Here is a 22,635-nt window from a genome sequence, read left to right as displayed (position 1 = left end):
ACGGCCCGTGACCACCGTGCCGCGACCCGAGATCGAGAACACGTCCTCGACCGGCATCAGGAACGCCTTGTCGATGTCGCGCTCCGGCTCCGGAATCCAGGTGTCCAGCGCCTCGACCAGCTTCAGGATCGCAGGCACGCCGATCTCCGACTGGTCGCCTTCCAGCGCCAGGCGCGCCGAACCCGAGATGATCGGGGTGTCGTCGCCCGGGAACTCGTACTTGCTCAGCAGCTCGCGCACTTCCATCTCGACCAGCTCGAGCAACTCGGCGTCGTCCACCATGTCGGCCTTGTTCAGGAACACGACGATGTACGGCACGCCGACCTGACGCGACAGCAGGATGTGCTCGCGCGTCTGCGGCATCGGGCCGTCAGCGGCCGAGCACACCAGGATCGCGCCGTCCATCTGCGCCGCACCGGTGATCATGTTCTTGACGTAGTCCGCGTGGCCCGGGCAGTCGACGTGCGCGTAGTGGCGCGTCGGGCTCTCGTATTCCACGTGCGCGGTCGAGATCGTGATGCCGCGCGCCTTCTCTTCGGGCGCCGCATCGATCGAGGAGTAATCCTTGAACTCGCCGCCGAAACGCTCGGCGCCGATCTTCGTCAGCGCCGCCGTCAGCGTCGTCTTGCCGTGGTCGACGTGACCAATCGTGCCGACATTGACGTGCGGCTTGGTGCGCTCGAACTTACCCTTTGCCATGGCTGCCTTGTCTCGCTGAACGTTTGTGAATTGACTGCCTTAATGAAAAGTCCGGCCATGAATGGCCGGGCTCTTCGCGGAAGGATCCGCATATATGGTGCTCACGAAAGGAATCGAACCTTCGACCTCCTCCTTACCAAGGAGGTGCTCTACCGACTGAGCTACGTGAGCAACGATTTCAACCTCTGGATGCGGCCGGAGCCGTCAATGGAGCGGGAGACGGGGATCGAACCCGCACCATCAGCTTGGAAGGCTGAGGTTCTACCATTGAACTACTCCCGCACCGGGATCCAGCCTGCCGCACAACCTGTCGCACTGCTTGTTCGTTCCACCGGACTGCAAGATGGTGGAGGGAGGTGGATTCGAACCACCGAAGGCGTAAGCCAGCAGATTTACAGTCTGCCCCCGTTGGCCGCTTGGGTATCCCTCCGGCGATTTCGCGTTGCCGGTGAAAACAGCCCGCGATTTTGGGGCCAGTTTCCCTTCCTGTCAACGTCGCGATGCGATGGAGCCAGGCTGCCCCGCCCCGGTACCTGCGGTACGCGATGGCGGGGCGCGCATAGTACCGGTCAACGCGCCGGCGCGCCATCCTCTACGGCCACATCGTCGCGCCCGATCGCGACATGCGGCACGCCATCGGCACCGATCCAGCCCCGATACATGCCTTCGGTATTGAACGGCATGACGACGTGGCCGGTGGCATCGAGCGCGATCGCACCGCCATTGCCGCCCATCGCCGGGATCTCCCGGTCGATCACCGCGGCGGCCGCCTCGTCGATGCTCTCGCCCAACAGCCCGACGCGACTGCAGATCGCATGCGCGGCGGCGCTGCGGATGTAGAACTCGCCCCAGCCGGTGCCCGAGACCGCACACCGCGCATCGGCCCAGGTCCCGGCACCGATCACCGGCGCATCGCCCACCCGCCCCCAGCGCTTGTCGGTCATGCCGCCGGTCGAGGTCGCCGCGGCCAGCGCACCGCGCGCGTCGAGCGCGACCGCGCCGACGGTTCCGAAGTAGCGCAGCGGGTCATCGGCGACGACGCTCGCCGCGCGCTCGGCCGCCGCCCCTTCGGCGCGGGCCTTCTGCAACTGCTGCCAGCGCTTCTCGGTCCGGAACCAGGCCGGATCGATCAGTTCGACGCCCTGCGACTGCGCGAACGCTTCGGCGCCTTCGCCGATCAGCATCACGTGTGGCGAGTCCTCCATGACCCGACGCGCGAGCTGGATCGGATTGCGGATCCGTCGCACGCCCGCGACCGCGCCCGCGGCGCGCGTGGCACCGTCCATCAGCGAGGCGTCGAGCTCGTTGCGCCCCTCGTGGGTGAACACCGCGCCACGGCCGGCGTTGAACGCCGGATCGTCCTCGAGCACGGTGACCGCCGCGACCACCGCATCGAGCGCCGGCCGCCCCTCGCGCAGCAAGGCGTGGCCGGTGCGCAGCGCCAGGGTCAACGCCGCGCGCGCCGACGCTTCTTCCTCGGGCGTCAGATTGCCGCGCACGACGCCGGCGCCGCCGTGGATCGCCAGCACCGGACCGGCGACAGCAGGGGCCGGGGCCGCGTCGGACGCGGCGGCCAGGGAGGGGGCGATGGCCGCGCTCGACAGCAGGAGGCAGGCGGACAGGGCAAGTGCGCGCATTGGGATTCCGGTGGTGTGACGAAACCCCGAGTGTAGGCGCGACACGCCGCCGGGACGTACCGAGCCGACATGCGACGCGGCGCGGCCCTCGCGCTCGGACGCGCCGCGACGCCAGAAGCGCCAAAGGCGCCCCGAAGGACGCCTTTGGCGAGATCGCCGCCGCGGACTCACATCGTGGAGTTCACACGCGAGAGCCCACGCAGCAGCGATCACACATTGAAGCGGAAGTGCATCACATCGCCATCCTTGACGATGTACTCCTTGCCTTCCAGGCGCCACTTGCCGGCCTCCTTGGCACCCGATTCGCCGCCGTAGCGGATGAAGTCGTCGTAGCCGACGACCTCGGCGCGGATGAAGCCTTTCTCGAAGTCGGTATGGATGACCGCCGCGGCCTGCGGCGCGGTCGCACCGATCTTCACCGTCCAGGCCCGCACTTCCTTGACGCCGGCAGTGAAGTAGGTCTGCAACGCCAGCAGGCCGTAGGCGGCGCGGATCACCCGGTTCAGGCCTGGCTCGTCGAGCCCGAGATCGGCCAGGAACGCATCACGGTCGGCGTCGTCGAGCTGCGACAGCTCCTCTTCGATCGCTGCCGACACCGGCACAACCTCGGCGCCCTCGCCCACCGCGCGCGCGCGCACCGCGTCGAGGTGCGGATTGTTCTCGAAGCCATCCTCGAGCACGTTGGCGATGTACAGCACCGGCTTGGCCGTGAGCAGGAACAGATCGCGGATCGCTGCGCGGTCGTCGTCCGACAGCTTGAGCGACCGTACCGGCTGACCGTCGGCCAGCCCCTTGTGCACGCGGCCGAGCACCTCGGCGCGGACCTTCGCCTCCTTGTCGCCGGTCTTGGCCGAACGCTCGGCGCGCTGCAGCGCGCGCTCGACCGAATCGAGATCGGCCAGCGCCAGTTCGGTATCGATCGTCTCGATGTCGGCGATCGGATCGACCTTGTTGTTGACGTGGATGACGTCCGGGTTCTCGAAGCAGCGCACGACGTGCGTGATCGCATCGACCTCGCGGATGTGCGACAGGAACTTGTTGCCCAGGCCCTCGCCGCTGGCCGCGCCGGCGACCAGCCCGGCGATGTCGACGAACTCGACCGCCGTTGGCAACACCTTCTGCGGCTTGACGATCGTCGCCAGCGCGTTCAGACGCAGATCCGGTACCGGCACGATGCCGACGTTCGGCTCGATCGTGCAGAACGGAAAGTTGGCCGCAGCGATACCCGCCTTGGTCAGCGCATTGAAGAGAGTCGACTTGCCGACGTTCGGCAGGCCGACGATGCCGCATTTGATGCCCATGGCGCGTCCGTGATTCGTGATTCGTAATTCGTGATTGGGGATTCGAACAAGCCGGCGCATGCCGCGACGAATCGCCAATCACCAATTACGGCTTCGCCGTATGCAGCCGCGTCATCGCGTCCATGACATTGCCCGCCAGCGCGAGCGGCAGCGCGTCGATCGCGTCGTCCACGGCGCGGCCGATCAGGATGTCGTCCTCGACGCTCGGTCGGCCCAGCACCCAGGGCGTGACCTTGTCGCGGTGGCCGGGATGGCCGATGCCGATGCGCAGGCGATGGAACCGACCGTGCCCCAGCAGCCGCATCGTGTCGCGCAGGCCGTTCTGGCCACCATGCCCGCCGTCGAACTTGAGCCGGGCCACACCGGGCGGCAGATCGAGTTCGTCATGGGCGATCAGCGTGCACTCGGGATCGATCTTCCAGAAGCGCTGCGCGGCCAGCACCGATTTGCCGCTCAGGTTCATGAAGGTCGCCGGCTTCAGCAGCCGCACGTCATGGCCGCCGATCCGCACCCGCGCGGTCTCGCCGAACAGCTTGGCATCGATGCCGAAGGCCTCGCCGGCACGTGCGGCGAGCTCGTCGACGACGCGGAACCCGGCGTTGTGCCGGGTCCGCGCGTACTCGGGACCGGGATTGCCCAGCCCCACGATCAATTGCAGACCGGTCGTCATTGCAACGCCGCCTGGACGCGCGCGCCGACGGGCGCACGCGTCCTGGACGGAATCACTCGTCCTTCGCGGCCTTGGTCGCCGGCACGTCGGCCGATGCGCCCTCGCCCTCTTCCGGCTCGGCTTCGACGCGACCGTGCTTGGCGACGACGACGGCCACATCGTGATCGGGACCCAGCGCCAGCTCGGGAATCTCCACACCCTTGGGCAGCTTCAGCGCCGAGAGGTGGATGATGTCGCCGACAGCCAGATCGGCCAGGTCGACCTCGATCGAGGACGGCAGGTCCTTGGGCAGGCAGGTCACGGTGACTTCGGTGAGCTCGTGCATGACGATCACGTCGGCCGCCTTGCCGGCCGGCGAGGTCTCCTCGTTGAGGAAGTGCAGCTGCACCGCCGTCTTGATCACCTCGTTGTCGTTCACGCGCTGGAAGTCCAGGTGCAGGATCTGCTGCTTGAACGGGTGACGCTGCATGTCGCGCAGCAGCACCTTCTGGACGTCGCCGTTGAGGCTCAGGTCGAGGATCGACGCGTAGAACCACTCGTGCTGGCTGGCGAGCCAGACATCGTTGTGGCTGAGCTTGATGCTCACCGGTGCGAGGTCGCCGCCGTAGACGACGGCAGGCACTTCACCGGCGTGACGGAGGCGGCGGCTCGCACCCTTCCCCTCGTCCTCGCGGCGCTGCACCTTGATTTCATGCGTGGTAGCCATGTTGGTGTTCACTTTTTCTAGGTTGGAACCGCCTCGCGGCGGTGATGCGTCTCGTCCGCGACCAGACGAGACGTTGCAGCAGGTCAGTCGACGTAGAGCGAACTGACCGACTCGCCGAACGCGATCCGGCGGATCGTCTCGGCGAGCAGTTCGGCGACGCTGAGCTGGCGGATGCGCGCGCAGTTGCGCGCAGCCTCCGACAGCGGAATGGTGTCGGTGACGACCATTTCGTCGAGTTGGGACTTGTTGATGTTGTCGATCGCAGCCCCCGACAGCACCGCGTGCGTGCAGTAGGCGACGACCTTGATGGCCCCCTGCGCCTTGAGCGCGGCGGCGGCGGCGCACAGCGTACCGGCGGTATCGACGATGTCGTCGACCAGCACGCAGGTCTTGCCCTGCACGTCGCCGATGATGTTCATCACCGTGGCGACGTTCGCACGCGGACGGCGCTTGTCGATGATCGCCAGCTCCGCATCGTCCAGGCGCTTGGCGATCGCGCGCGCGCGCACCACGCCCCCGACGTCCGGGGACACGACGATCAGGTTGTCGGTGCCGTGTGCGCGCCAGATGTCGGCCAGCAGCAACGGCGAGGCATAGACGTTGTCGACCGGGATGTCGAAAAACCCCTGGATCTGGTCGGCGTGCAGGTCGACCGTCAGCACGCGATCGGCGCCGGCAGCGGTGATGATGCGCGCGGCGACCTTGGCAGTGATCGGCACACGGCTCGAACGCAGCCGGCGGTCCTGGCGCGAGTAGCCGAAGTACGGAATCACCGCGGTGACGCTCGAGACCGATGCGCGCTTGAGCGCGTCGATGAGCACCAGCAGCTCCATCAGGTTCTCGGCCGAGGGTGCGCAGGTGGGCTGCAGGACGAACACGTCCTGGCGGCGCACGGTCTCCTCGATCTCGACCTGCACCTCGCCGTCGGAGAACGTGGACACCAGCGCCCGCCCCTGGCGCACGCCCAACTCGCGACAGACGGACTTGGCGAGCGGGCGATTGGCGTTGCCCGAGAAGATCAGGAGATTGCGTTCTTCTTTCATGTCGGAGATTCCGCGTCGCTCTGACCGAGCGGATGGAAGGACCGCGCACGCACGCGCGCACGGGCATGGCAGGGGCGGCAGGATTCGAACCTGCGAATGCCGGGATCAAAACCCGGTGCCTTAACCACTTGGCGACGCCCCTATGGCGAACAGGACTGGAGATCGGGGATCAGGAATCGGGCAGGCACCAGGCCCTCCAGATCTCCAATCCCTAACTCCGGATCTCCATTTCCAGTGCGTCGAGCAGCGGCGAGCGGGCGGCACCGGCGACGACGCGGGTCTGAGCCCGCGATGCGACCTGCGCCTGGGCGGCCTCGGCGGATTCGCGGGTCGCGAATTCGACGAAGCAGCCGCTGCCCGTCCCGGTCAGGCGCGGCGTGCCGATCGTTGCGAGCGCAGCAAACACCGCCTCGACGGCAGGTTCGCGGCGCCGCAGGACCGGCTCGAACGCGTTGCCGAGCGATGCACCTGAAACGAAGTCGACCATTGTCGCGGGCTGGGCATTTCGCGTCAATTCAGGGGCCTGGAACAGACCCGCGGTGTTCACGTGCACGCCGGGGTCGGCGAGCAGATACCAGGCTGGCTCGAGCGCCACCGGCGTCAACGTCTCACCCACCCCCTCGGCCCAGGCATTGCGCCCGCGGACGAAGACCGGCACGTCGGCCCCCAGCGCCAGCCCCAGCGCGGCCAGCCGATCCTCGCCCAGACCGGTGTCCCACAGCCGGTCGAGCGCACGCAGCACAGTCGCTGCATCGGACGATCCGCCGCCCAGCCCTGCACCCGTGGGGATTTGCTTTTCGACGGCGATATCGACGCCTTGCGTGCAATTGGCCGCACGTTGTAGCGATCGCGCCGCGCGCACAACGAGATCATCGTCCTCCGACAGACCCGGGACCGAGGCACCGATCCGGCGGACCTGGCCATCGTCTCGCAGCCGCAGGCGCACCGTGTCGCCCCAGTCGAGCATCCGGAACACCGTCTGCAAGGCGTGGTAGCCGTCTGCGCGCCGGGCGGTGATCCGCAGGAACAGATTGAGCTTGGCCGGAGCCGGCCAACTGGACCAGCCGGCCTCGTCCCGCGGGGTCATGGCGTCACGGGCGCTGCCGGCGCGACGTCGGGAAGCGTCCAGGCATCGACCACCAGCCGCACCCGCGCAGTGCCGCGCGCGGCATTCACGCGGGTCGGCAGCGCCAGCGCCCCGGCAGTCTCGGGTTGCCATTCCAGGTAGTCGATCGTCCAGCCGTCCTGGTGCAGCCGTGCCAGCCGCCCCGCGGCGTCGTAGTCGACCTGGGCCTCGCCCGACAGTGCGGCGTCAGCGCGCGCGCCGGCCGCCCAGGCGGCCATTGCCGCCACCGGGATCTCGAAGCCGGTGGTCTCCCACAGCAGTTGCCCGACATCGGCACGTTCGTGCGGGCCGCCGTCCAGGCCGTCGATCCGCGCGCCTTCCGGCCCGCCCTGCAGTTGCCAGCTCTGGCGCGTGACCGGCGCACTGAGCACGACGCGATAGCGCGCGCCCTGCTGCTGCCACTCGATGCGGCCACTGCCGCCATCGCGACCGTTGGACATCGCGACGCGCCCGGCGAAGCCGAACTCGGACAGGGCGCGCACTGCCGCCTCACGCGCGGCGAGCCGGGCATCGGCCGCCGCCCGCGCGTCGGCGTCGAGCCGCACGACCTCGGCGGGCGGCCGGACCGGAACGCTGGTGCAGGCCGACAGCGCGACCATCGCCGCGAGCATCGCCATCCCACGCCAGCGCCTCATGCGCCGGTGACTTCCAGCGCACGCAGCAGCGACCGGTTCTCCGGGTCGATGGCGCGCGCCTCCTCGAAGTACTTGCGGGCCTCATCGCGGCGCCCCATCGCCCACAACACCTGGGCGATATGCGCAGCGACTTCCGCGTCCTTCATCATCGAATAGGCCCGGCGCAGCTCCACCAGCGCCTCGGCATTGCGTCCCAGCCGGTGCAGCACCCAGCCGTAGCTGTCGACGATCGCGGCGTTGTCGGGCTCGGCCACGCGCGCGCGGTCGATCAGTTCCAGCGCCTCGGTGTAACGGGTGGTGCGGTCGGCCAGCGTGTAACCCAGCGCATTGAGCGCGGCCACGTTCTCCGGCTCGGCCACCAGCAACCGGCGCAGGTCGGCCTCGGCGCGCGGAATGTCGTCTCGGCGCTCCCACATCAGGGCGCGTGCGTAAAGCAGGGCCGGGTCGTCGGGCATCGCCGACAGCCCGCGGTTGTAGGCATCGAGCTCGGCCGGATCGTCGGCCGACTGGCGCAGCTCGGCTTCCAGCAGGTAGGCGCTGCGGCGGAACTCGTCATCGGCAGCGCCGTCGGCCTGCAGCGCGCGCAAGCGCGCCCAGGCTTCGTCCCGGCGCCCCAACTCGTGCAATACCCGGGCGCCGCGCAGCCTGGCCTGGAAGCGTTCTTCGCCGCCCGGCACCGCGTCGTACCACTCCAGCGCCTGATCGTACTGTTCGAGGTACTCGGCCATCTGCCCCAGCAGCAGGCGCTGCGCGGGATTGGGCGCCAGCGCCACGGCCTTGACCTCCTCGTACAGCGCCCCCAGCCGCGTCTTGTCCTGGGCGCGGGCGAGCAGCGAGGCCCGCAGCACATAGGTGCGCCCGTCCTGCGGCCCGTTGGCCAGCGTGGCTTCGGCGGCGTCGAGATCGCCCATCGCCTCGTACTCGCTTGCGATCGCCAGACGCAGGTCAGGCGCGGCCAGCGCCGCCTCGGCCATCGCCGCCAGCGCCGCGCGGGCCTCGTCGGTACGACCGGATTCGCGTAGTTGGCTGGCCCGCAGCAGTGCGACCCGCGGCTCGCCAGGGAAGCGCGCGACGATGTTGTCGAGAACACGTTCGGTCAAGTCGGGACGATCGAGGCGCTGGGCCAAACCGCCGAACGCCATCCATGCCTGCAACTCATCGGGAATCGCGCCGTCGGCGACGATCCGCTCAAGCAACCGCGCCGCCTGCTGCGGGTCGCGGCCGCCGCCCGACAACACCGTGAAGGCATGGCGCCAGCCGGTGGGATCACCACTGCGCAACAAGGCTTCGAGCTGGCGTCGCGCAGCGCGGTCGCGCCCATTGCGCAGCGAGAGCGTCGCCTCGGCAGCCCGCATCGGCAGCGACTGAGGCGCATGACGACGCCACAGATCCAGCGCCTGACCCGCGCGACGGTCATCGCCAGCGAGCAGCGCGATGCGGGTCGCCCGCTCGGCCAGCCCGGCATCGCCATCCGAGTGGCGGGCTGCGTCCAGATACCAATTGGCGGCCTCGTCCAGACGCCCGGCCTGGACCGCGAACTCGCCGGCCAGCGTGGCGCCCAGCACGTCGCGCCTGAGCGGGTCGGCGGCCTCGGACGGGCGTTGCGCCTGTGCCACGCAGGCCAGGCCAAGCAACGGCACCAGCAGGGCCGCACGCAATCGGGCGACCGGAATGGAATCGAAAACGGGCATCTGGGGCAACCGGGCCGTAAAATGGGCGCTTCACCGGAAGCTTATCGCAAGCGCCTGAACGGGATGCGCCATCCCCGGAGAGCCCGCCAGCCCATGAGTCTGTACGCCCTCGGCATCAACCACCAGACCGCGCCGGTCGCCTTGCGCGAGCGTGTCGCGTTCTCCGGGGACGCGCTGCAGACGGCGCTGGCCGAACTCAAATCGCTGCCCCCGGTGCGCGAGGTCGCGCTGCTGTCGACCTGCAACCGCACCGAGCTCTACGCGGTGGCCGACGACGACGGCAGCGCGCTGGCCCACTGGCTGGGCGCCCATCCCGACCAGGACGGCGGCACTGGCGGCGGTTCGCTCGACGCCTATCTCTACCGCCATCGCGACGACGATGCGGTGCGCCACCTGTTCCGGGTCGCGACCGGGCTGGACTCACTGGTGCTCGGCGAGCCGCAGATCCTCGGCCAGGTCAAGCAGGCCTGGGCCACCGCACGCAGCGCCGGCACGCTGGGCGGCGAGCTCGACCGCGTGTTCCAGCATGCGTTCGTGACCGCCAAGCGCGCGCGCAGCGAAACCCGGATCGGCAACAGCCCGGTGTCGGTCGCCTCGCTCGCCGTGCGGCTGGCGCAGGAATCGTTCTCGCGGCCGTCCGATTCGGCGGTGTTGCTGGTCGGCGCCGGCGAGACCATCGAACTGGCGGCACGGCATCTGGCGCAGGCCAAGGTCAAACGGCTGCTGGTCGCCAACCGGACCTATGCCCACGCCCAGGAACTGGCGGCACGGCACGGCGGCATCGCGCTGCCGCTCGACGAGATCGATCGCCATCTGTTTCTGGCCGATATCGTGTTCTCGGCCACCGCAAGCCGCGAGCCGGTGCTGACCCGGCCGCAGGTCGCCGCCGCACTGGCCGCGCGCAAGCACCGCCCGATGCTGCTGATGGATCTCGCCGTGCCACGCGACATCGCACCCGATGTCGCCGATCTGCGCGACGTGTTCCTGTACACGGTCGACGACCTCGAACGCACGCTCGACGACAACCGGCGCAGCCGGCGCGAGGCCGCGAACGATGCCGAGGCGATCATCGACCTGCAGGTCAGCCGTTACGGCGAAACCCGTGCGGCGAGCGCGCGGCTGGCTCCGGTCAAGCGGCTGCGCGCGCACGGCGACGCGATCCGCAGCGATTCGCTGGCGCGCGCGCGCCAACAACTGGCAGCCGGGCAGCCCCCCGAGGCGGTGCTCGAGCTGCTTGCCCACACCCTGACCAACCGGCTGCTGCACCTGCCTACCGCCGCGCTGCGCGAAGCCGCGTTGCGCGGCGACGACGCACTGGCCGACAGCCTCGACCGGCTGCTGCCGCCTGCCCCCGCCCGGACCGATGCCGATGCTGCCGACCCTGCGCGCTAAGCTCGAGGCCCTGGCCGAGCGTCGCGACGAGGTCGAACGCCTGCTCTCCGATCCGGCCACGGTCGCCGACCAGGCCCGCTACCGTGCGCTGTCGCGCGAGTTCGCCCAGCTCGAACCGCTGTCGGTGGCGCTGGCGCAGGAACGGGCCGCCCATGCCGACCTTGCGGCTGCGCGCGCGATGCTCGACGACGCGGACCTGCGCGAACTCGCAGAAGAGGAGATCGCTGCGGCGACCGCGCGGCTCGAGGCGCTCGAGGCCGAACTGCTCGCGCTGCTGGTCCCTCGCGACGCCCGCGACGAGGGCGGCCTGTACCTGGAGATCCGCGCCGGCACCGGCGGCGACGAGGCCGCGATCTTCGCCGGCGATCTGTTCCGGATGTACCAGCGTTTCGCCGAGCGCAGCGGCTGGCGGGTCGAGGTCGAATCGGCCAGCCCCGGCGAGCACGGCGGTTTTCGCGAGATCGTTGCCAGCGTGGAGGGCGCCGGCGCCTACGCGCGGCTGAAGTTCGAGTCGGGCACCCACCGTGTGCAGCGCGTGCCCGAGACCGAATCGCAAGGGCGGATCCACACCTCGGCGGCAACCGTGGCGATCATTCCGATCGAGGACGAGGCCACCGATATCGTGCTCAACCCGGCCGACCTGAAGGTCGATACCTTCCGCTCCTCGGGCGCGGGTGGACAGCACGTCAACAAGACCGACTCGGCGATCCGCATCACCCACGTGCCCACCGGCACCGTGGTCGAGTCGCAGACCGAACGCAGCCAGCACGCCAACCGCGACAAGGCGATGAAGCGGCTGCGCGCGATGCTGGCCGAGGCCGAGGCCGAACGCCGCGCGGCCGCGACGGCGCAGATCCGCCGACTGCAGGTCGGCAGCGGCGACCGCAGCCAGCGCATCCGCACCTACAACTACCCGCAGGGCCGGATCACCGACCATCGGGTCGACGGCCTCACCCTCTACGACCTGCCCAACGTGCTCGAGGGCCAGCTCGAACCCCTCGTCGACCGCTTGTCGCAGGAACACCAGGCCGACGCGCTGGCGCAGCTGACCGCGCAGTGACAGCCCCCACCCGACGCCTCCGGCGTCGACCTCCCCCGCGCGCGGGGGAGGGGCGTAATGGGCGCCGCGCCGCAAGCCCCATGGACTGCAACCTTCCCCGCGCAGGCGGGGGGCCGCCAGGGTGTGCGCGGACCTGCATGCGTTTCGAGTCAACTCAAGCGCAGGCATCGCGACCATCCGTCACACCCGGCTGCGCGCCGGGCATGCGCATGCCGGTGGTAATCTGACTGCATGAGCGCACTGAACGAACGTATTCCGCTGTCCATCTGTGTGTTGACGGTCTCCGACACCCGCACCGCCGCCAACGACACCTCGGGCGACTACCTCGCCGACGCGCTGCGCAGCGATGGTCATCGTGTCGCCGAGCGCGCGTTGCTGCCCGACGACCGCTACGCGATGCGCGCGCTGGTCTCGCGCTGGATCGCCGATCCCGATGTCGACGGCATCCTGGTCACCGGCGGCACCGGCTTCACCGGCCGTGATTCGACGCCCGAGGCGCTGCTGCCGCTGCTCGACAAGGAGATGCCGGGCTTCGGCGAACTGTTCCGCGCGGTGTCGTTCGAGGAGATCGGCACTTCTTCGCTGCAGTCGCGCGCGTTCGCCGGTCTGGCGAACGCGACCTTCATCTTCGCCCTGCCCGGTTCGACCTCGGCCTGCACGACGGCCTGGGAGCGGATCATCCGCCACCAACTCGATTCGACCACCCGCCCCTGCAACCTGGCGACGATCCGCCCGCGTCTGAAGGAATGACGGCGCGCAGGCGCCGCGACTGCCGCTACGAGGCCTCGGCCAGCACCTGACGCACGAACGGCACGGTGAGCCGGCGCTGCGAGGCCAGCGAGGCCCGGTCGAGCCGGTCGAGCAGCGCGGTCAGCGCAGGCAGGTCGCGATCGACACGCCGCAGCAACCAGTCGATCGTCGCCGCATCCACCTGCAGACCGCGGCGTTCCGCACGCAGGCGCAGCAACGCGTGCCGGCCGGCGTCGTCGAGCGGGGTCAACACCACGCGGACGCTCTGGCCGAGGCGAGAACGCAGGTCGGGCAAGGTCAGCGCCAGCGCCTCGGGCGGCTGGTCGGCGGTGTAGAACACGCTGCGACCAGCATCATGCAGGCGATTGTGCAGGTCGAACAGCGCAACCTCGTCGTCGCGGTCCCCGGCGATCGCCTCCAGGCCGTCGACCGCGACCAGATCATGGCCCTGCAACGCCTCGGCGGCGGCGCGCACGCGCCCGGCCAGGCTGCGCAGTGGCAGGTAGACGGCGCTGCGTCCCAGTTGTTCGGCCTGCGCGCACAGCGCGATCGCCAGATGGGTCTTCCCGGTCCCCGCCGGACCGGCGACGTACAGCGCGCGGCGAACGCCGGCGAGTGCGAAATCGCGCAGCTGCGGCAGCAGCGCCGGATCGTCTGCGACGAACGTGTCCAGCCGCTGGTCCGGCGGATAGCGCAGCGCCAGCGGCAGTTGCGGCGATGGCGCACTCATCGCGTCGGATCGACCGGCTCGTCGTCGCGGCCGTCGCGGCTGTCGGCGGGCAGCACGATCGTGCGGCCCGACAACGCGATCGTCGGCTTGTCGCCCGCGTACAGCTTGCTCTGGGTATAGCGTTCGTGCGCATAGCGCAACAGCACGTTGGCCACCGCTGCCATCGGCAACGCCAGCAGCATGCCCAGGAACCCGAACAACTGGCCACCGGCCAGCACCGCGAAGATCACTGCGGCCGGATGCAGGCCGATCCGGTCGCCGACCAGGCGCGGGGTCAGCACATAGCTCTCGACGAGCTGGCCGATCGTGAACACCACGCCGATCAGGATCAGCAGCGTCCAGTCGAAGCCCTGGACCTGGACGATCGCGGCGATCAACGCCATCGCGATGCCGACGGTCGCGCCCAGGTACGGAATGAAACTGATCAGGCCTGCAATCATGCCGATCAGCAGGCCCAGGCGCAGGCCCACCAGCGACATGCCGACCGCGTAGATCGCCCCCTGCCCCAGCATCACCAGGAACTGGCCGCGCAGGAAGCCGCCGAGCGAGTCGCTGGTCTCGCGCGCCAGCCGGTTGGCGGTGCCGATGTGGTCGCGCGGCACCAGCGACGCGCAGCGCTCGACCAGCAGGTCCCAGTCGCGCATGAAGTAGAACGTCAGGATCGGCACCAGCACCAGGTTGATGACCACCGCCAACAGCGCGAAGCCCGAGCGCGACAGGTAGCCCAGCACCGCTGCGGCCACGCCACCGGCCTGCTGCCAGTGCTCGCGGATCAACTCGATCAGCCGATCGGTGTCGAGCCAGGCGACCACTTCGTAGCCGGTGCGCTGTTCGATCCACGGCAGCGCGGTGCCGATGATCCAGTCGCGATACGCCGGCAGGCTGTCGACCAGGGTCACGATCTGCCGCTCGATCATCGGCACCAGGATGATCAGCACCAGCGCCAACAACAGCGTCATCAGCGCGAAGACCAGCGAGACGGACAGCGTGCGCGAGTGGCCGCGGCGTTCGAGGCGGTCGACCAGCGGGTCGCCGAGCCAGCCCAGCAATGCGGCCAGCACGAACGGGGTGAGCACCGGGCCCAGTTGCCCGATCACCCAGGCGACCACAACCAGCGCCAGCCCCCACTGCAGGCGCCGGAGGAAACGCGCGATGTCGGCGGTCGCGGGATCGTGCTCGGTCATGGCGATCCTGGCGCGGTCAGCGCAGGTGGAAGGTGGGGGTCACGCCCTCGGGGGCGCCGTCGGCCTCGACCAGCACATTCTCGTCGGCCATGCGGCGAAACCCGCTCAGACCGGTCAGCAGGTCCAGCTGGACCTCCAGCCCGCGCGGGGTCGCGCGCACCGGGCGGATCGCACGGACCACCGACATGCGCTGCAACTGCGCCGACAAGCGGATGAAATCGGCGCTGCTGTTGATGCCGGTGAACAGGATCGCCTCGGTCGAGGGCGCGCCCGCCGGGCTGGCCTTGGCATAGCGGCGGGTCAGCGCGTCGGCGGCGCCATCGGCGCCAGTGGGCAGAATCCGCCGGGCGTCGTCGCCGGTTTCGCTCCAGCGCGCCAGCACGCGGCCGCCATCAACGAAGATCCAGTCGGCCTTCCAGCCGCTGCCGTCGCGGTAGAGCTTGCCGACCAGTTGCATCGGCGGGTTGTAGCGCGCCGAGATGCGGGCGATCGCGGCAGTGTCGCCGCGCCAGATCGCGCCGACGGCGGCCTGCTCGGCGGCGCTGCCGCCGGGCAGTCCCAACCGGTAGCCGCGTTCGATCGCGCGCTGGAGCACGGGCCGGGCGACGTTGTTCTGCTGCAGCCCGACCAGCCGCGGCCCGGAGCCGTCGTCGATCGCCAGCCACAGCACCGGCTTGGGCCGCGGGTCGGGCCACACCGGCAGGCCGAGCGCAGCGGCCACGCCGTCGACGTCCTCGGGGCGGAAGCGCACCACCAGGGTCGTGGTGAAGGTCGGCGAGCCGCGCGAGGACACGCCCTCGTCCTGGCGGTAGTCGTAGCCCTCCACGTACTGTTCTGCACGCCGCAGTTCCTGCGATACGCCCGGCCGCTGGGCGACCCCGCGGTCGCCCGACAGCTTGCCCAGCACCTGGGCCAGCGCGCGCGAAAAGCCCGCGGTGCGCTCGTTCTCGTTCTGGCTGCGCACCGGGATCTCGGCCGAGTACAGGCCGGTCCCTTCGGCGCGGTCGCCTTCCACGCGCTGTGCAGCCGCCTGGCCGGCGGCCAGCAGCAAGGCGGCCAGCAGCCACGCCATCATTCCCAACGAGCGCTTCGGGCGGTGCATCCGGTTGATCCTGGGTCGGGGGGACATCGACGCGGGATGGTGCCACAAACCGTGCGAGCGGTCCGTCGCGATCCATTCCCGCGCCAGCCGCGGCGAGCGGGCCGCGGCTGCTAGAATCCCCGGTCCTTTCCGCTTCGCGACGGCCGCCGTGACCGCCCCCACTCCCCTGACCTACCGCGATGCCGGCGTCGACATCGACGCGGGCAATGCACTCGTCGAACGCATCAAGCCGCTGGTCAAGCGCAGCTTCCGACCCGAGGTCATGGGTGGCCTGGGCGGATTCGGTGCGCTGTTCGACCTGTCGGGCAAGTACCGCGAGCCGGTGCTGGTCTCGGGCACCGACGGCGTGGGCACCAAGCTCAAGCTCGCCCAGCAGCTGGGCCGCCACGACACCATCGGCATCGACCTGGTCGCGATGTGCGTCAACGACGTGCTGGTGCAGGGCGCCGAACCGCTGTTCTTTCTCGACTACTTTGCCACCGGCAAGCTCGACATCGACACCACCGCCGCGGTCATCGGCGGCATTGCTCGCGGCTGCGAGCTGTCGGGCTGCGCGCTGATCGGCGGCGAGACCGCCGAGATGCCGGACATGTACGGCATTGGCGAATACGACCTGGCCGGCTTCACGGTCGGCGCGGTCGAGAAGTCGGAGCTGCGCGACGGCGGCAAGGTCCAGGCCGGCGATGTGCTGGTCGGCATCGCGTCCAGCGGCCCGCATTCGAACGGCTATTCGCTGATCCGCCGTATCTATGAGCGTGCGGGCAGCCCGGCCGATGTCGAGGTTGGCGGGGTGAAACTGGTCGATGCACTGATGGCGCCGACCACGCTGTACGTCAAGCCGGTGCTCGCGTTGCTGCGCGGGCCGCTCGGGCCGCAGTTGCACGCGATGGCGCACGTCACCGGCGGCGGCCTGACCGAGAACATCATCCGGGTGATTCCCGACGGCCTCGGCCTGACGATCGACGCCGCGTCCTGGCCGCTGCCGCCGGTGTTCGACTGGCTGCAGCGCGAAGGCGCGGTGGCCGACCACGAAATGTGGCGCACCTTCAACTGCGGCATCGGCTTCGTGCTGGTGGTGCCGGCCGACAGCGTCGGGGCGTTCGGCACCGCGCTCGACGGGCTGGGCCTGGCGCATTGGGCGATCGGCGAGGTCGTCGCGCACGGCGACGGCGAGCGCGTGCGCATCGGCTGAGCCGGCCGCATGCGCGCCGACCTCGACCACGCACCTTACGCGCCGCCCCGGGCGCCGGCGCCGACTGTGCCGGCATCGTCGCCGGCGCAGATCGACGGGCAACTGCGCACGCTGTCGGTGCTGCACCACGTCCTGGGGGCGCTGTCGCTGGCCGGGAGCCTGCCGTTGGTGGTGCTGCTGGTCTTCGGAATCGCCAATGAAGCGGCAGACGATTTCGCCGACCCTGCCGGGATCGGCATGATCGCTGTGGTCGGGGCCCTGGTTGTGGCCGCGCTGGCCGGTGGCGCGCTGTGCATCCGCGCCGGGCTCGACCTCGCCCGCCGCCGTCGCCACGGCCTGTGCGTGGCGGTCGCCGCGCTCGTGTGCTTGAACATCCCGCTCGGCACCGCGCTCGGGGTCTATGCGCTGCTCGTGCTCTCGCGCCCCGACGTGCGCGCCGCGTTCGCTGCCACGGGAACTGCACGATGACGCTGCGTATCGCGGTGCTCGCCTCGGGCCGGGGCAGCAATCTGCAAGCGATCCTCGACGCGGTGGCCGCCGGCACGCTCGACGCGACGGTCGCTGGCGTGTGGTCGGACCGCGGCGATGCCGGCGCACTGGATCGCGCACGCGCCGCGGGCGTGCCCGCGCAGGCCATACGCCCCCGCGATCACGCCGACCGCCGCGCCCACGACGCCGCGCTGTTCTCGGCGATCGACGTCGCCGCGCCCGACCTGATCGTCTGCGCCGGTTACATGCGCCTGATCGGCGCGGCGGCCGTCGCGGGGCGCGCGGGCGGGATGATCAACATCCACCCCTCGCTGCTGCCGGCCTTCAAGGGCCTGCACACGCATCGCCAGGCACTGGCGGCCGGGGTCGACGAACACGGGGCCAGCGTGCATTTCGTGACCGCCGACCTCGACGGGGGGCCGGTGATCGCGCAGGCGCGCGTCCCGGTACACCCCGGCGACGACGAGGCCACGCTCGCCCAGCGGGTGCTGGCGCGCGAGCACCCGCTGTTGTTGGAAACGCTGCGCTGGATCGCCGCCGGGCGGGTCCGGCTGAACGCGGCCGGCGCGGTGCAGATCGACGGCCGGGATGCGGCGGCGCCGCTTCAGCTGGCAGCCAACCAGCGCTTTTCATGATGGTGGGATGCGCCCTCTCCTTGCCCTCGTTGCCGGCCTGCTGATCGCCTGGATACCCGTTGGGCACGCGGCACCGCTGCAGCCGTTCGTCGCGACCTACGAGGCCTGGTACCAAGGCCGCCAGGCGGGCGCTGCGACCATGCGCCTGCAGCCCGACGGACCGAATTGGCGGGTCGACTTAAGCATCCGCGGCAACCGCGGGTTCGCCGGCATCCTCGGGCTGAACGTCGAACAGGGCACCCGCTTCGACCTCGTCGGCGAGACCTTCCGCCCGCTGACCCAGCACACGCTGCGCAAGGCAGCGGTGCTGTTCAACCGTCGCACCGAAGGCGTCTACGACTGGACACGCGGTGTGGCGACCTGGACCGGTGACATCAGCAAGCGCCGCCGTGCCCCGGTGCCGCTGCAGCCCGGCGACATGAGCGCGCTGCTGATCAACCTGGCGCTCGTCCGCGATGCCGCCCCCGGCGCTGCGCTGCAGTACCGTTTCGTCGACGGCGGCCGCGCACGCGACTATGCCTACCTCACCGCGCCCGAGCCCGAGATCGTCCAGGTCGCCGACGTCAGTTACTCGGCGTTGCGGGTTTCACGGACCAACGGCGGCAATGACGAGATGATCGTCTGGATCGCCGATGGCGTTCCCACCCCCATCCGCATCCTGCAACGCGAAGACGGCGAGGACGCGATCGACCTGCGTCTCGTTGAATACCAAGGAGCCCCCTGAATGCCTCAGACGACCCGCCGCCCCCGCCTGCTCGCCGCCTGCGGCGCCGCCCTGCTGTCGCTCGCCGCGCTGCCGGCGCTGGCGCTCGAGCCCTTCACCGCGACCTACCAGACGACCTTCATGGGTTTGCGCGCGCAGGCCGATATGAAGCTCGCCCGCGAAGGCAGCGACCGCTGGAAGTACAGCCTCAATGTCGCAGGTGCCGGCGCCCGGCTCGAGCAGAGCACGGTGTTCGAGGCCAATGGCGAGCAATGGCGGCCGATCAGCAGCACCGATTCCCAGCGTGGCGAGTCGGGCCTGGCGGCGATGCTGGTCAAGCGCCGCGCCGTCAACGCGACCTACGACTGGAACGCCGGCGAGGCGCGCTGGCGCGGCGACGTCAAGGACGACCAGGGCGGTCCGGTGAAGCTGCAGCCCGGCGACCTGGACGGCATGCTGATGAACCTGGTGCTGGTGCGCGACGTGCAGGCCGGCCGTTCACCGCTGCGCTATCGCTTAGTCGAGGACGGCCGCAGCAAGCGTCAGGTGTTCGAGCGCCAGGGGACCGAGGCGGTCACCGTCGGCGGCCGGACGCTGCAAGCGACCAAGGTGGTGCGCACCGACGGGCGACGCGAGATCGTGGCCTGGATCGTCGACGACCTGCCGGTCCCGGCCCGGCTGCTGCAGCGCCGCGACGGCAGCGACCATATCGACATGCGCCTGCAGTCGGTGAACTGAGCGCCGCTGACGACAGGACGAACAAGGCCCCGCATTGCGGGGCCTTCTCTATTGGCGTGATGACGGCGGATCGCCCGGACCAAAACCGGGGTCAGCGTGGGGTTTCGCCTCGCGAAATCGCACTCTGACTCCTTGCTACGGCGCGGCGGGCGTGGTCCGGCACTCGACGCGGATCGACTCGCCCGAGCCGCGCCGTCGGTAATCGACGCAACTGCGCGCACCGTCGGTCGTGCGCACGGCGACGATCGTGAAGAAGCCCTGCAACACCTCGCTGCGGGTCAGTTCGCCATCCTCGTTCCAGTCCATGTCCTTGAACTCGATGCCGCTCAGGGCTGCCGCGCCGGTGTAGCGCATCCAGCCCAGCGCCAGCAACACCACGGCGAGCGTCGCAAACAGCGCCACCCGCCGGCTCGACATGCGACCGCGGAACGCCATCGTCAGCGCACCCGCCGGATGTTCGCGCCGAGGCCGCCGAGCTTGCGCTCGATGTGCTCGTAGCCGCGGTCGAGGTGGTAGATGCGGTCGATCGTGGTGTCGCCCTCGGCGACCAGGCCGGCAAGGATCAGCGACGCCGAAGCGCGTAGATCGGTCGCCATCACCGGCGCACCGCTCAGGCGCTCGACCCCGGTGACCGAAGCCCGCGGCCCGTCGATGTCGATCTCCGCGCCCAGTCGCATCAATTCATTGACGTGCATGAAACGGTTTTCGAAGATCGTCTCGTCGATCGTGCCGCGGCCCTCGGCGATGCAGTTGAGCGCCATGAACTGGGCCTGCATGTCGGTCGGGAACCCGGGATGCGGCGCGGTGACGATGTCGACCGCGCGCGGGCGGCGGCCGTGCATGTCGAGCGTGATGCGATCGCCGTCGATGGTCACCTCGGCGCCGGCCTGGCGCAGCTTGTCGAGCACCGCGCCGAGCGTATCGGGACGCGCGGACGTGGCGGTCACCCGCCCACCGGTCATCGCCGCGGCGACCAGGAAGGTGCCGGTCTCGATGCGGTCGGCGACGACCGCGTGCTGCGCCCCGTGCAGCGTCTCCACGCCGCGGACCTCGATCCGCGAGGTGCCGGCGCCACGGATGTCGGCGCCCATCGCGACCAGGCACTGCGCCAGATCGACGATCTCCGGTTCGCGCGCGGCGTTGTCGATCACCGTGTCGCCATCGGCCAGCGTGGCGGCCATCAGCACATTCTCGGTCGCGCCGACGCTGATCGTCTCGAACGCCACGTGCCCGCCGCGCAGGCGCTGCGCCCGGGCGCGGATGAAGCCGTGCTCGACGGTGATCGTCGCCCCCAGCGCCTCGAGCGCCTTGATGTGCAGATCCACCGGCCGGGCGCCGATCGCGCAGCCGCCGGGCAGCGCCACTTCGGCCGCGCCAAAGCGCGCGAGCAGCGGGCCCAACACCAGGACCGAGGCGCGCATCGTGCGCACCAGTTCGTACGGCGCGACATGGCTGTGCACGCCGCGCGGATCGACGATCACCCGCGCGCCGTCGACGTCGTGCTCGACGCCGGCGCCGAGGCCGGCCAGCAGCTTGGCGGTGGTCAGCACGTCGTGCAGATGCGGGACATTGCCGATCTCGACCGGCGCGTCGGCCAGCAGCGTCGCGCACAGGATCGGCAGCACCGCGTTCTTGGCGCCGGAGATGCGGACCTCGCCCTGCAGCGTGGCGCCGCCGGAGACGATGATGCTGTCCATCAGCCCTGCCCCGTCTGCCGCGCGTGCTCGTCGGGGGTCAGCGTGCGCAGCGCGAGCGCATGGATCTCGCCGCCCATGCGCGTGCCGAGCGTGGCATACACCATGCGATGGCGAGCCAGCGGCAGCTTGCCGGCGAACGCGGGCGAGACGACCAGCGCTTCGAAATGGACGCCGTCGGCGCCCTCGACGTGCACATGGGCGTCGGGCATGCCCTGCTGGATGAGTGCGGTGATGGTGCGGGTATCCAAGTCTTCGATCCTGTGGGCGCCGCAGGACGGGGCCGGGCGCCGCCTCGCGTGAAGCGGGGATGAGCCGTCTTCGACGCCGCCGACGGTCGCGGGGCATTCACGCCGGGAAGCGCATAAAATGAATGGCTTAGCCTAACGGAAAAGACCCTTGCCGGATACGTTCGACGACGCGGCCCAGGCCGTCTCCGCCCGCCCCGCCACGCCCACGGCGGCGTTCGCCGACAGCGGTCGCCAAGTGTTCGAGGTCGAGGTCCAGGGCCTGCACGCGGTGGCCGCCCGCCTCGACGGCGCCTTCGCCGCAGCCTGCGCGCGCATCCTCGAGTGCCGCGGGCGGGTGGTGTGCACCGGCATGGGCAAGTCCGGCCATGTCGCCCGCAAGATCGCCGCGACCCTGGCCTCGACCGGCACCCCGGCGTTCTACGTGCATCCGGGCGAGGCCGGGCACGGGGACCTGGGCATGATCACCGACGCCGACGTGGTGTTGGCGCTGTCGTACTCGGGCGAATCGGACGAGATCCTGATGCTGCTGCCGGTGCTCAAGCGCCAGGGCAACGGCCTGATCGCGATGACCGGCCGCCCGGCATCGACGTTGGCCACGGCCGCCGACATCCATCTCGACATCAGCGTGCCGGCCGAGGCCTGCCCACTGGCGCTGGCGCCGACCAGCAGCACGACCGCCTCGCTGGTCATGGGCGATGCGCTGGCGGTGGCGCTGCTGGACGCGCGCGGCTTCACCGCCGACGACTTCGCTCGCTCCCACCCGGCCGGCGCGCTCGGCCGGCGCCTGCTGCTGCACATCCGCGACGTCATGCACGGCGGCGACGAGGTGCCCGCCGTGCGCGCGGACGCTTCGCTGGCCGATGCGCTGATGGAGATGAGCCGCAAGCGGCTGGGCATGACCGTCGTCGTGGACGAGGCCCAGCGGCTGATCGGCCTGTACACCGACGGCGACCTGCGGCGCACGCTCACCGACCCGGGCATCGATGTGCGCGATGCCCGTATCGCCGACGTCATGACCCGCGACCCGATCGCGATCGACGCCGACGCGCTGGCGGTGGAAGCCGCGCGGCTGATGGAGACGCGCAAGATCACGATGCTGCCGGTGCTCGACGCCGGGCGCCGGGTCGTGGGCGCGCTCAATATTCAGGACCTGTTGCGCGCCCGCGTGGTGTAACCCCACTCTCCATTCATGGACAGAACGATACCG

Annotated in this window: 24 protein-coding genes and 4 tRNA genes; 9 read left to right on the top strand and 19 right to left on the bottom strand. The window is 70.1% G+C overall.

Features of this window, described 5'->3' with window-relative positions:
- From ABE505_RS14595 to ABE505_RS14535, 13 genes are all read right to left on the bottom strand, one after another.
- A partial coding sequence (locus ABE505_RS14595) for a GTP-binding protein (RefSeq protein ID WP_346445220.1) occupies window positions 1–699 on the bottom strand: 699 nt, incomplete at its 3' end.
- 95 nt (window positions 700–794) lie between these two features.
- Window positions 795–870 (bottom strand) — tRNA-Thr (locus ABE505_RS14590).
- 37 nt (window positions 871–907) lie between these two features.
- Window positions 908–981 (bottom strand) — tRNA-Gly (locus ABE505_RS14585).
- A 62-nt stretch (window positions 982–1,043) separates the two neighbouring features.
- Window positions 1,044–1,129: transfer RNA gene (locus tag ABE505_RS14580), tRNA-Tyr, on the bottom strand.
- 139 nt (window positions 1,130–1,268) lie between these two features.
- Complete coding sequence (locus ABE505_RS14575) at window positions 1,269–2,336, bottom strand: isoaspartyl peptidase/L-asparaginase (protein WP_346445219.1); 1,068 nt, start codon at window positions 2,334–2,336, stop codon at window positions 1,269–1,271.
- Window positions 2,337–2,545: 209 nt separating this feature from the next.
- Window positions 2,546–3,637, bottom strand: a complete 1,092-nt coding sequence (gene ychF / locus ABE505_RS14570) for a redox-regulated ATPase YchF (protein ID WP_346445218.1) — start codon at window positions 3,635–3,637, stop codon at window positions 2,546–2,548.
- Between the two features lie 85 nt (window positions 3,638–3,722).
- The gene (gene pth / locus ABE505_RS14565; protein WP_346445217.1) at window positions 3,723–4,307 is read right to left on the bottom strand and encodes an aminoacyl-tRNA hydrolase; all 585 of its coding nucleotides are present in this window, start codon (window positions 4,305–4,307) and stop codon (window positions 3,723–3,725) included.
- 52 nt (window positions 4,308–4,359) lie between these two features.
- Window positions 4,360–5,013 (bottom strand): 50S ribosomal protein L25/general stress protein Ctc, encoded by a 654-nt coding sequence (locus tag ABE505_RS14560; RefSeq protein WP_346445216.1) that lies wholly within the window; start codon window positions 5,011–5,013, stop codon window positions 4,360–4,362.
- Window positions 5,014–5,096: 83 nt separating this feature from the next.
- On the bottom strand, window positions 5,097–6,056 hold the full coding sequence (locus tag ABE505_RS14555) for a ribose-phosphate diphosphokinase (protein WP_346445215.1): 960 nt from the start codon (window positions 6,054–6,056) through the stop codon (window positions 5,097–5,099).
- 66 nt (window positions 6,057–6,122) lie between these two features.
- A tRNA-Gln gene (locus ABE505_RS14550) sits at window positions 6,123–6,198 on the bottom strand.
- Between the two features lie 69 nt (window positions 6,199–6,267).
- Entirely contained in the window at window positions 6,268–7,143 is an 876-nt protein-coding gene (gene ispE / locus ABE505_RS14545) for a 4-(cytidine 5'-diphospho)-2-C-methyl-D-erythritol kinase (RefSeq protein ID WP_346445214.1), read from the bottom strand.
- Window positions 7,140–7,817 carry a lipoprotein insertase outer membrane protein LolB gene (gene lolB / locus ABE505_RS14540; RefSeq protein ID WP_346445213.1) on the bottom strand — a complete coding sequence of 226 codons (678 nt, stop codon included), beginning with the start codon at window positions 7,815–7,817 and terminating at the stop codon, window positions 7,140–7,142. The genes ispE and lolB overlap by 4 nt, the downstream gene beginning before the upstream one ends.
- Window positions 7,814–9,508, bottom strand: coding sequence for a tetratricopeptide repeat protein (locus ABE505_RS14535; RefSeq protein WP_346445212.1), 1,695 nt, complete (start codon window positions 9,506–9,508; stop codon window positions 7,814–7,816). Before ABE505_RS14535 ends, lolB begins: the two co-directional genes overlap by 4 nt.
- A 93-nt stretch (window positions 9,509–9,601) precedes the next feature.
- Between ABE505_RS14535 and hemA the strand changes: the two genes are divergently transcribed.
- The 3 genes from hemA to moaB all read left to right on the top strand — a co-directional run bounded on the left by hemA (window position 9,602) and on the right by moaB (window position 12,710).
- Window positions 9,602–10,900, top strand: coding sequence for a glutamyl-tRNA reductase (gene hemA, locus ABE505_RS14530; protein WP_346445211.1), 1,299 nt, complete (start codon window positions 9,602–9,604; stop codon window positions 10,898–10,900).
- Window positions 10,878–11,960 (top strand): peptide chain release factor 1, encoded by a 1,083-nt coding sequence (gene prfA / locus ABE505_RS14525; RefSeq protein ID WP_346445210.1) that lies wholly within the window; start codon window positions 10,878–10,880, stop codon window positions 11,958–11,960. The genes hemA and prfA overlap by 23 nt, the downstream gene beginning before the upstream one ends.
- Window positions 11,961–12,191: 231 nt before the next feature.
- Window positions 12,192–12,710 carry a molybdenum cofactor biosynthesis protein B gene (moaB, locus tag ABE505_RS14520; protein ID WP_346445209.1) on the top strand — a complete coding sequence of 173 codons (519 nt, stop codon included), beginning with the start codon at window positions 12,192–12,194 and terminating at the stop codon, window positions 12,708–12,710.
- Window positions 12,711–12,735: 25 nt separating this feature from the next.
- Here the strand turns inward: moaB and hda are convergent, their stop codons facing one another.
- From hda to ABE505_RS14505, 3 genes are read right to left on the bottom strand one after another with little or no spacing between them, the layout of a single operon-like run.
- On the bottom strand, window positions 12,736–13,440 hold the full coding sequence (gene hda, locus ABE505_RS14515) for a DnaA regulatory inactivator Hda (protein WP_346445208.1): 705 nt from the start codon (window positions 13,438–13,440) through the stop codon (window positions 12,736–12,738).
- Window positions 13,437–14,624 (bottom strand): AI-2E family transporter, encoded by a 1,188-nt coding sequence (locus tag ABE505_RS14510; protein WP_346445207.1) that lies wholly within the window; start codon window positions 14,622–14,624, stop codon window positions 13,437–13,439. Before ABE505_RS14510 ends, hda begins: the two co-directional genes overlap by 4 nt.
- 16 nt (window positions 14,625–14,640) lie before the next feature.
- The gene (locus ABE505_RS14505) at window positions 14,641–15,726 is read right to left on the bottom strand and encodes a DUF2066 domain-containing protein (RefSeq protein ID WP_346445206.1); all 1,086 of its coding nucleotides are present in this window, start codon (window positions 15,724–15,726) and stop codon (window positions 14,641–14,643) included.
- Between the two features lie 148 nt (window positions 15,727–15,874).
- On the opposite strand from ABE505_RS14505, the gene purM reads away from it, so the two are divergent.
- The 5 genes from purM to ABE505_RS14480 are packed head-to-tail and all read left to right on the top strand — an operon-like array spanning window position 15,875 to window position 19,483.
- Complete coding sequence (gene purM, locus ABE505_RS14500) at window positions 15,875–16,918, top strand: phosphoribosylformylglycinamidine cyclo-ligase (protein ID WP_346445205.1); 1,044 nt, start codon at window positions 15,875–15,877, stop codon at window positions 16,916–16,918.
- Window positions 16,919–16,927: 9 nt separating this feature from the next.
- On the top strand, window positions 16,928–17,386 hold the full coding sequence (locus ABE505_RS14495; protein WP_346445204.1) for a hypothetical protein: 459 nt from the start codon (window positions 16,928–16,930) through the stop codon (window positions 17,384–17,386).
- The gene (gene purN / locus ABE505_RS14490; RefSeq protein ID WP_346445203.1) at window positions 17,383–18,042 is read left to right on the top strand and encodes a phosphoribosylglycinamide formyltransferase; all 660 of its coding nucleotides are present in this window, start codon (window positions 17,383–17,385) and stop codon (window positions 18,040–18,042) included. Before ABE505_RS14495 ends, purN begins: the two co-directional genes overlap by 4 nt.
- 7 nt (window positions 18,043–18,049) lie before the next feature.
- Window positions 18,050–18,766, top strand: a complete 717-nt coding sequence (locus ABE505_RS14485; RefSeq protein ID WP_346445202.1) for a DUF3108 domain-containing protein — start codon at window positions 18,050–18,052, stop codon at window positions 18,764–18,766.
- The gene (locus tag ABE505_RS14480; protein ID WP_346445201.1) at window positions 18,767–19,483 is read left to right on the top strand and encodes a DUF3108 domain-containing protein; all 717 of its coding nucleotides are present in this window, start codon (window positions 18,767–18,769) and stop codon (window positions 19,481–19,483) included.
- A gap of 135 nt (window positions 19,484–19,618) precedes the next feature.
- Here ABE505_RS14480 and ABE505_RS14475 read toward each other — a convergent pair whose 3' ends face one another.
- From ABE505_RS14475 to ABE505_RS14465, 3 genes are read right to left on the bottom strand one after another with little or no spacing between them, the layout of a single operon-like run.
- Entirely contained in the window at window positions 19,619–19,918 is a 300-nt protein-coding gene (locus tag ABE505_RS14475; protein WP_346445200.1) for a hypothetical protein, read from the bottom strand.
- A 2-nt stretch (window positions 19,919–19,920) separates the two neighbouring features.
- Complete coding sequence (murA, locus tag ABE505_RS14470) at window positions 19,921–21,180, bottom strand: UDP-N-acetylglucosamine 1-carboxyvinyltransferase (protein WP_346445199.1); 1,260 nt, start codon at window positions 21,178–21,180, stop codon at window positions 19,921–19,923.
- On the bottom strand, window positions 21,180–21,428 hold the full coding sequence (locus ABE505_RS14465; protein WP_241945522.1) for a BolA/IbaG family iron-sulfur metabolism protein: 249 nt from the start codon (window positions 21,426–21,428) through the stop codon (window positions 21,180–21,182). Before ABE505_RS14465 ends, murA begins: the two co-directional genes overlap by 1 nt.
- Window positions 21,429–21,663: 235 nt before the next feature.
- Here ABE505_RS14465 and ABE505_RS14460 point away from each other — a divergent pair, with 235 nt between their 5' ends.
- A complete protein-coding gene (locus tag ABE505_RS14460; protein ID WP_346445222.1) occupies window positions 21,664–22,602 on the top strand; it encodes a KpsF/GutQ family sugar-phosphate isomerase in 939 nt (312 codons plus the stop codon).
- Window positions 22,603–22,635 lie beyond the last annotated feature (33 nt).

It is taken from the genome of Luteimonas sp. TWI382 (assembly GCF_039674545.1).
Lineage (GTDB): Bacteria > Pseudomonadota > Gammaproteobacteria > Xanthomonadales > Xanthomonadaceae > Luteimonas.
Note: the sequence above shows the minus strand (reverse complement) of the source record. Positions and strands in the feature narration are given on the sequence as shown.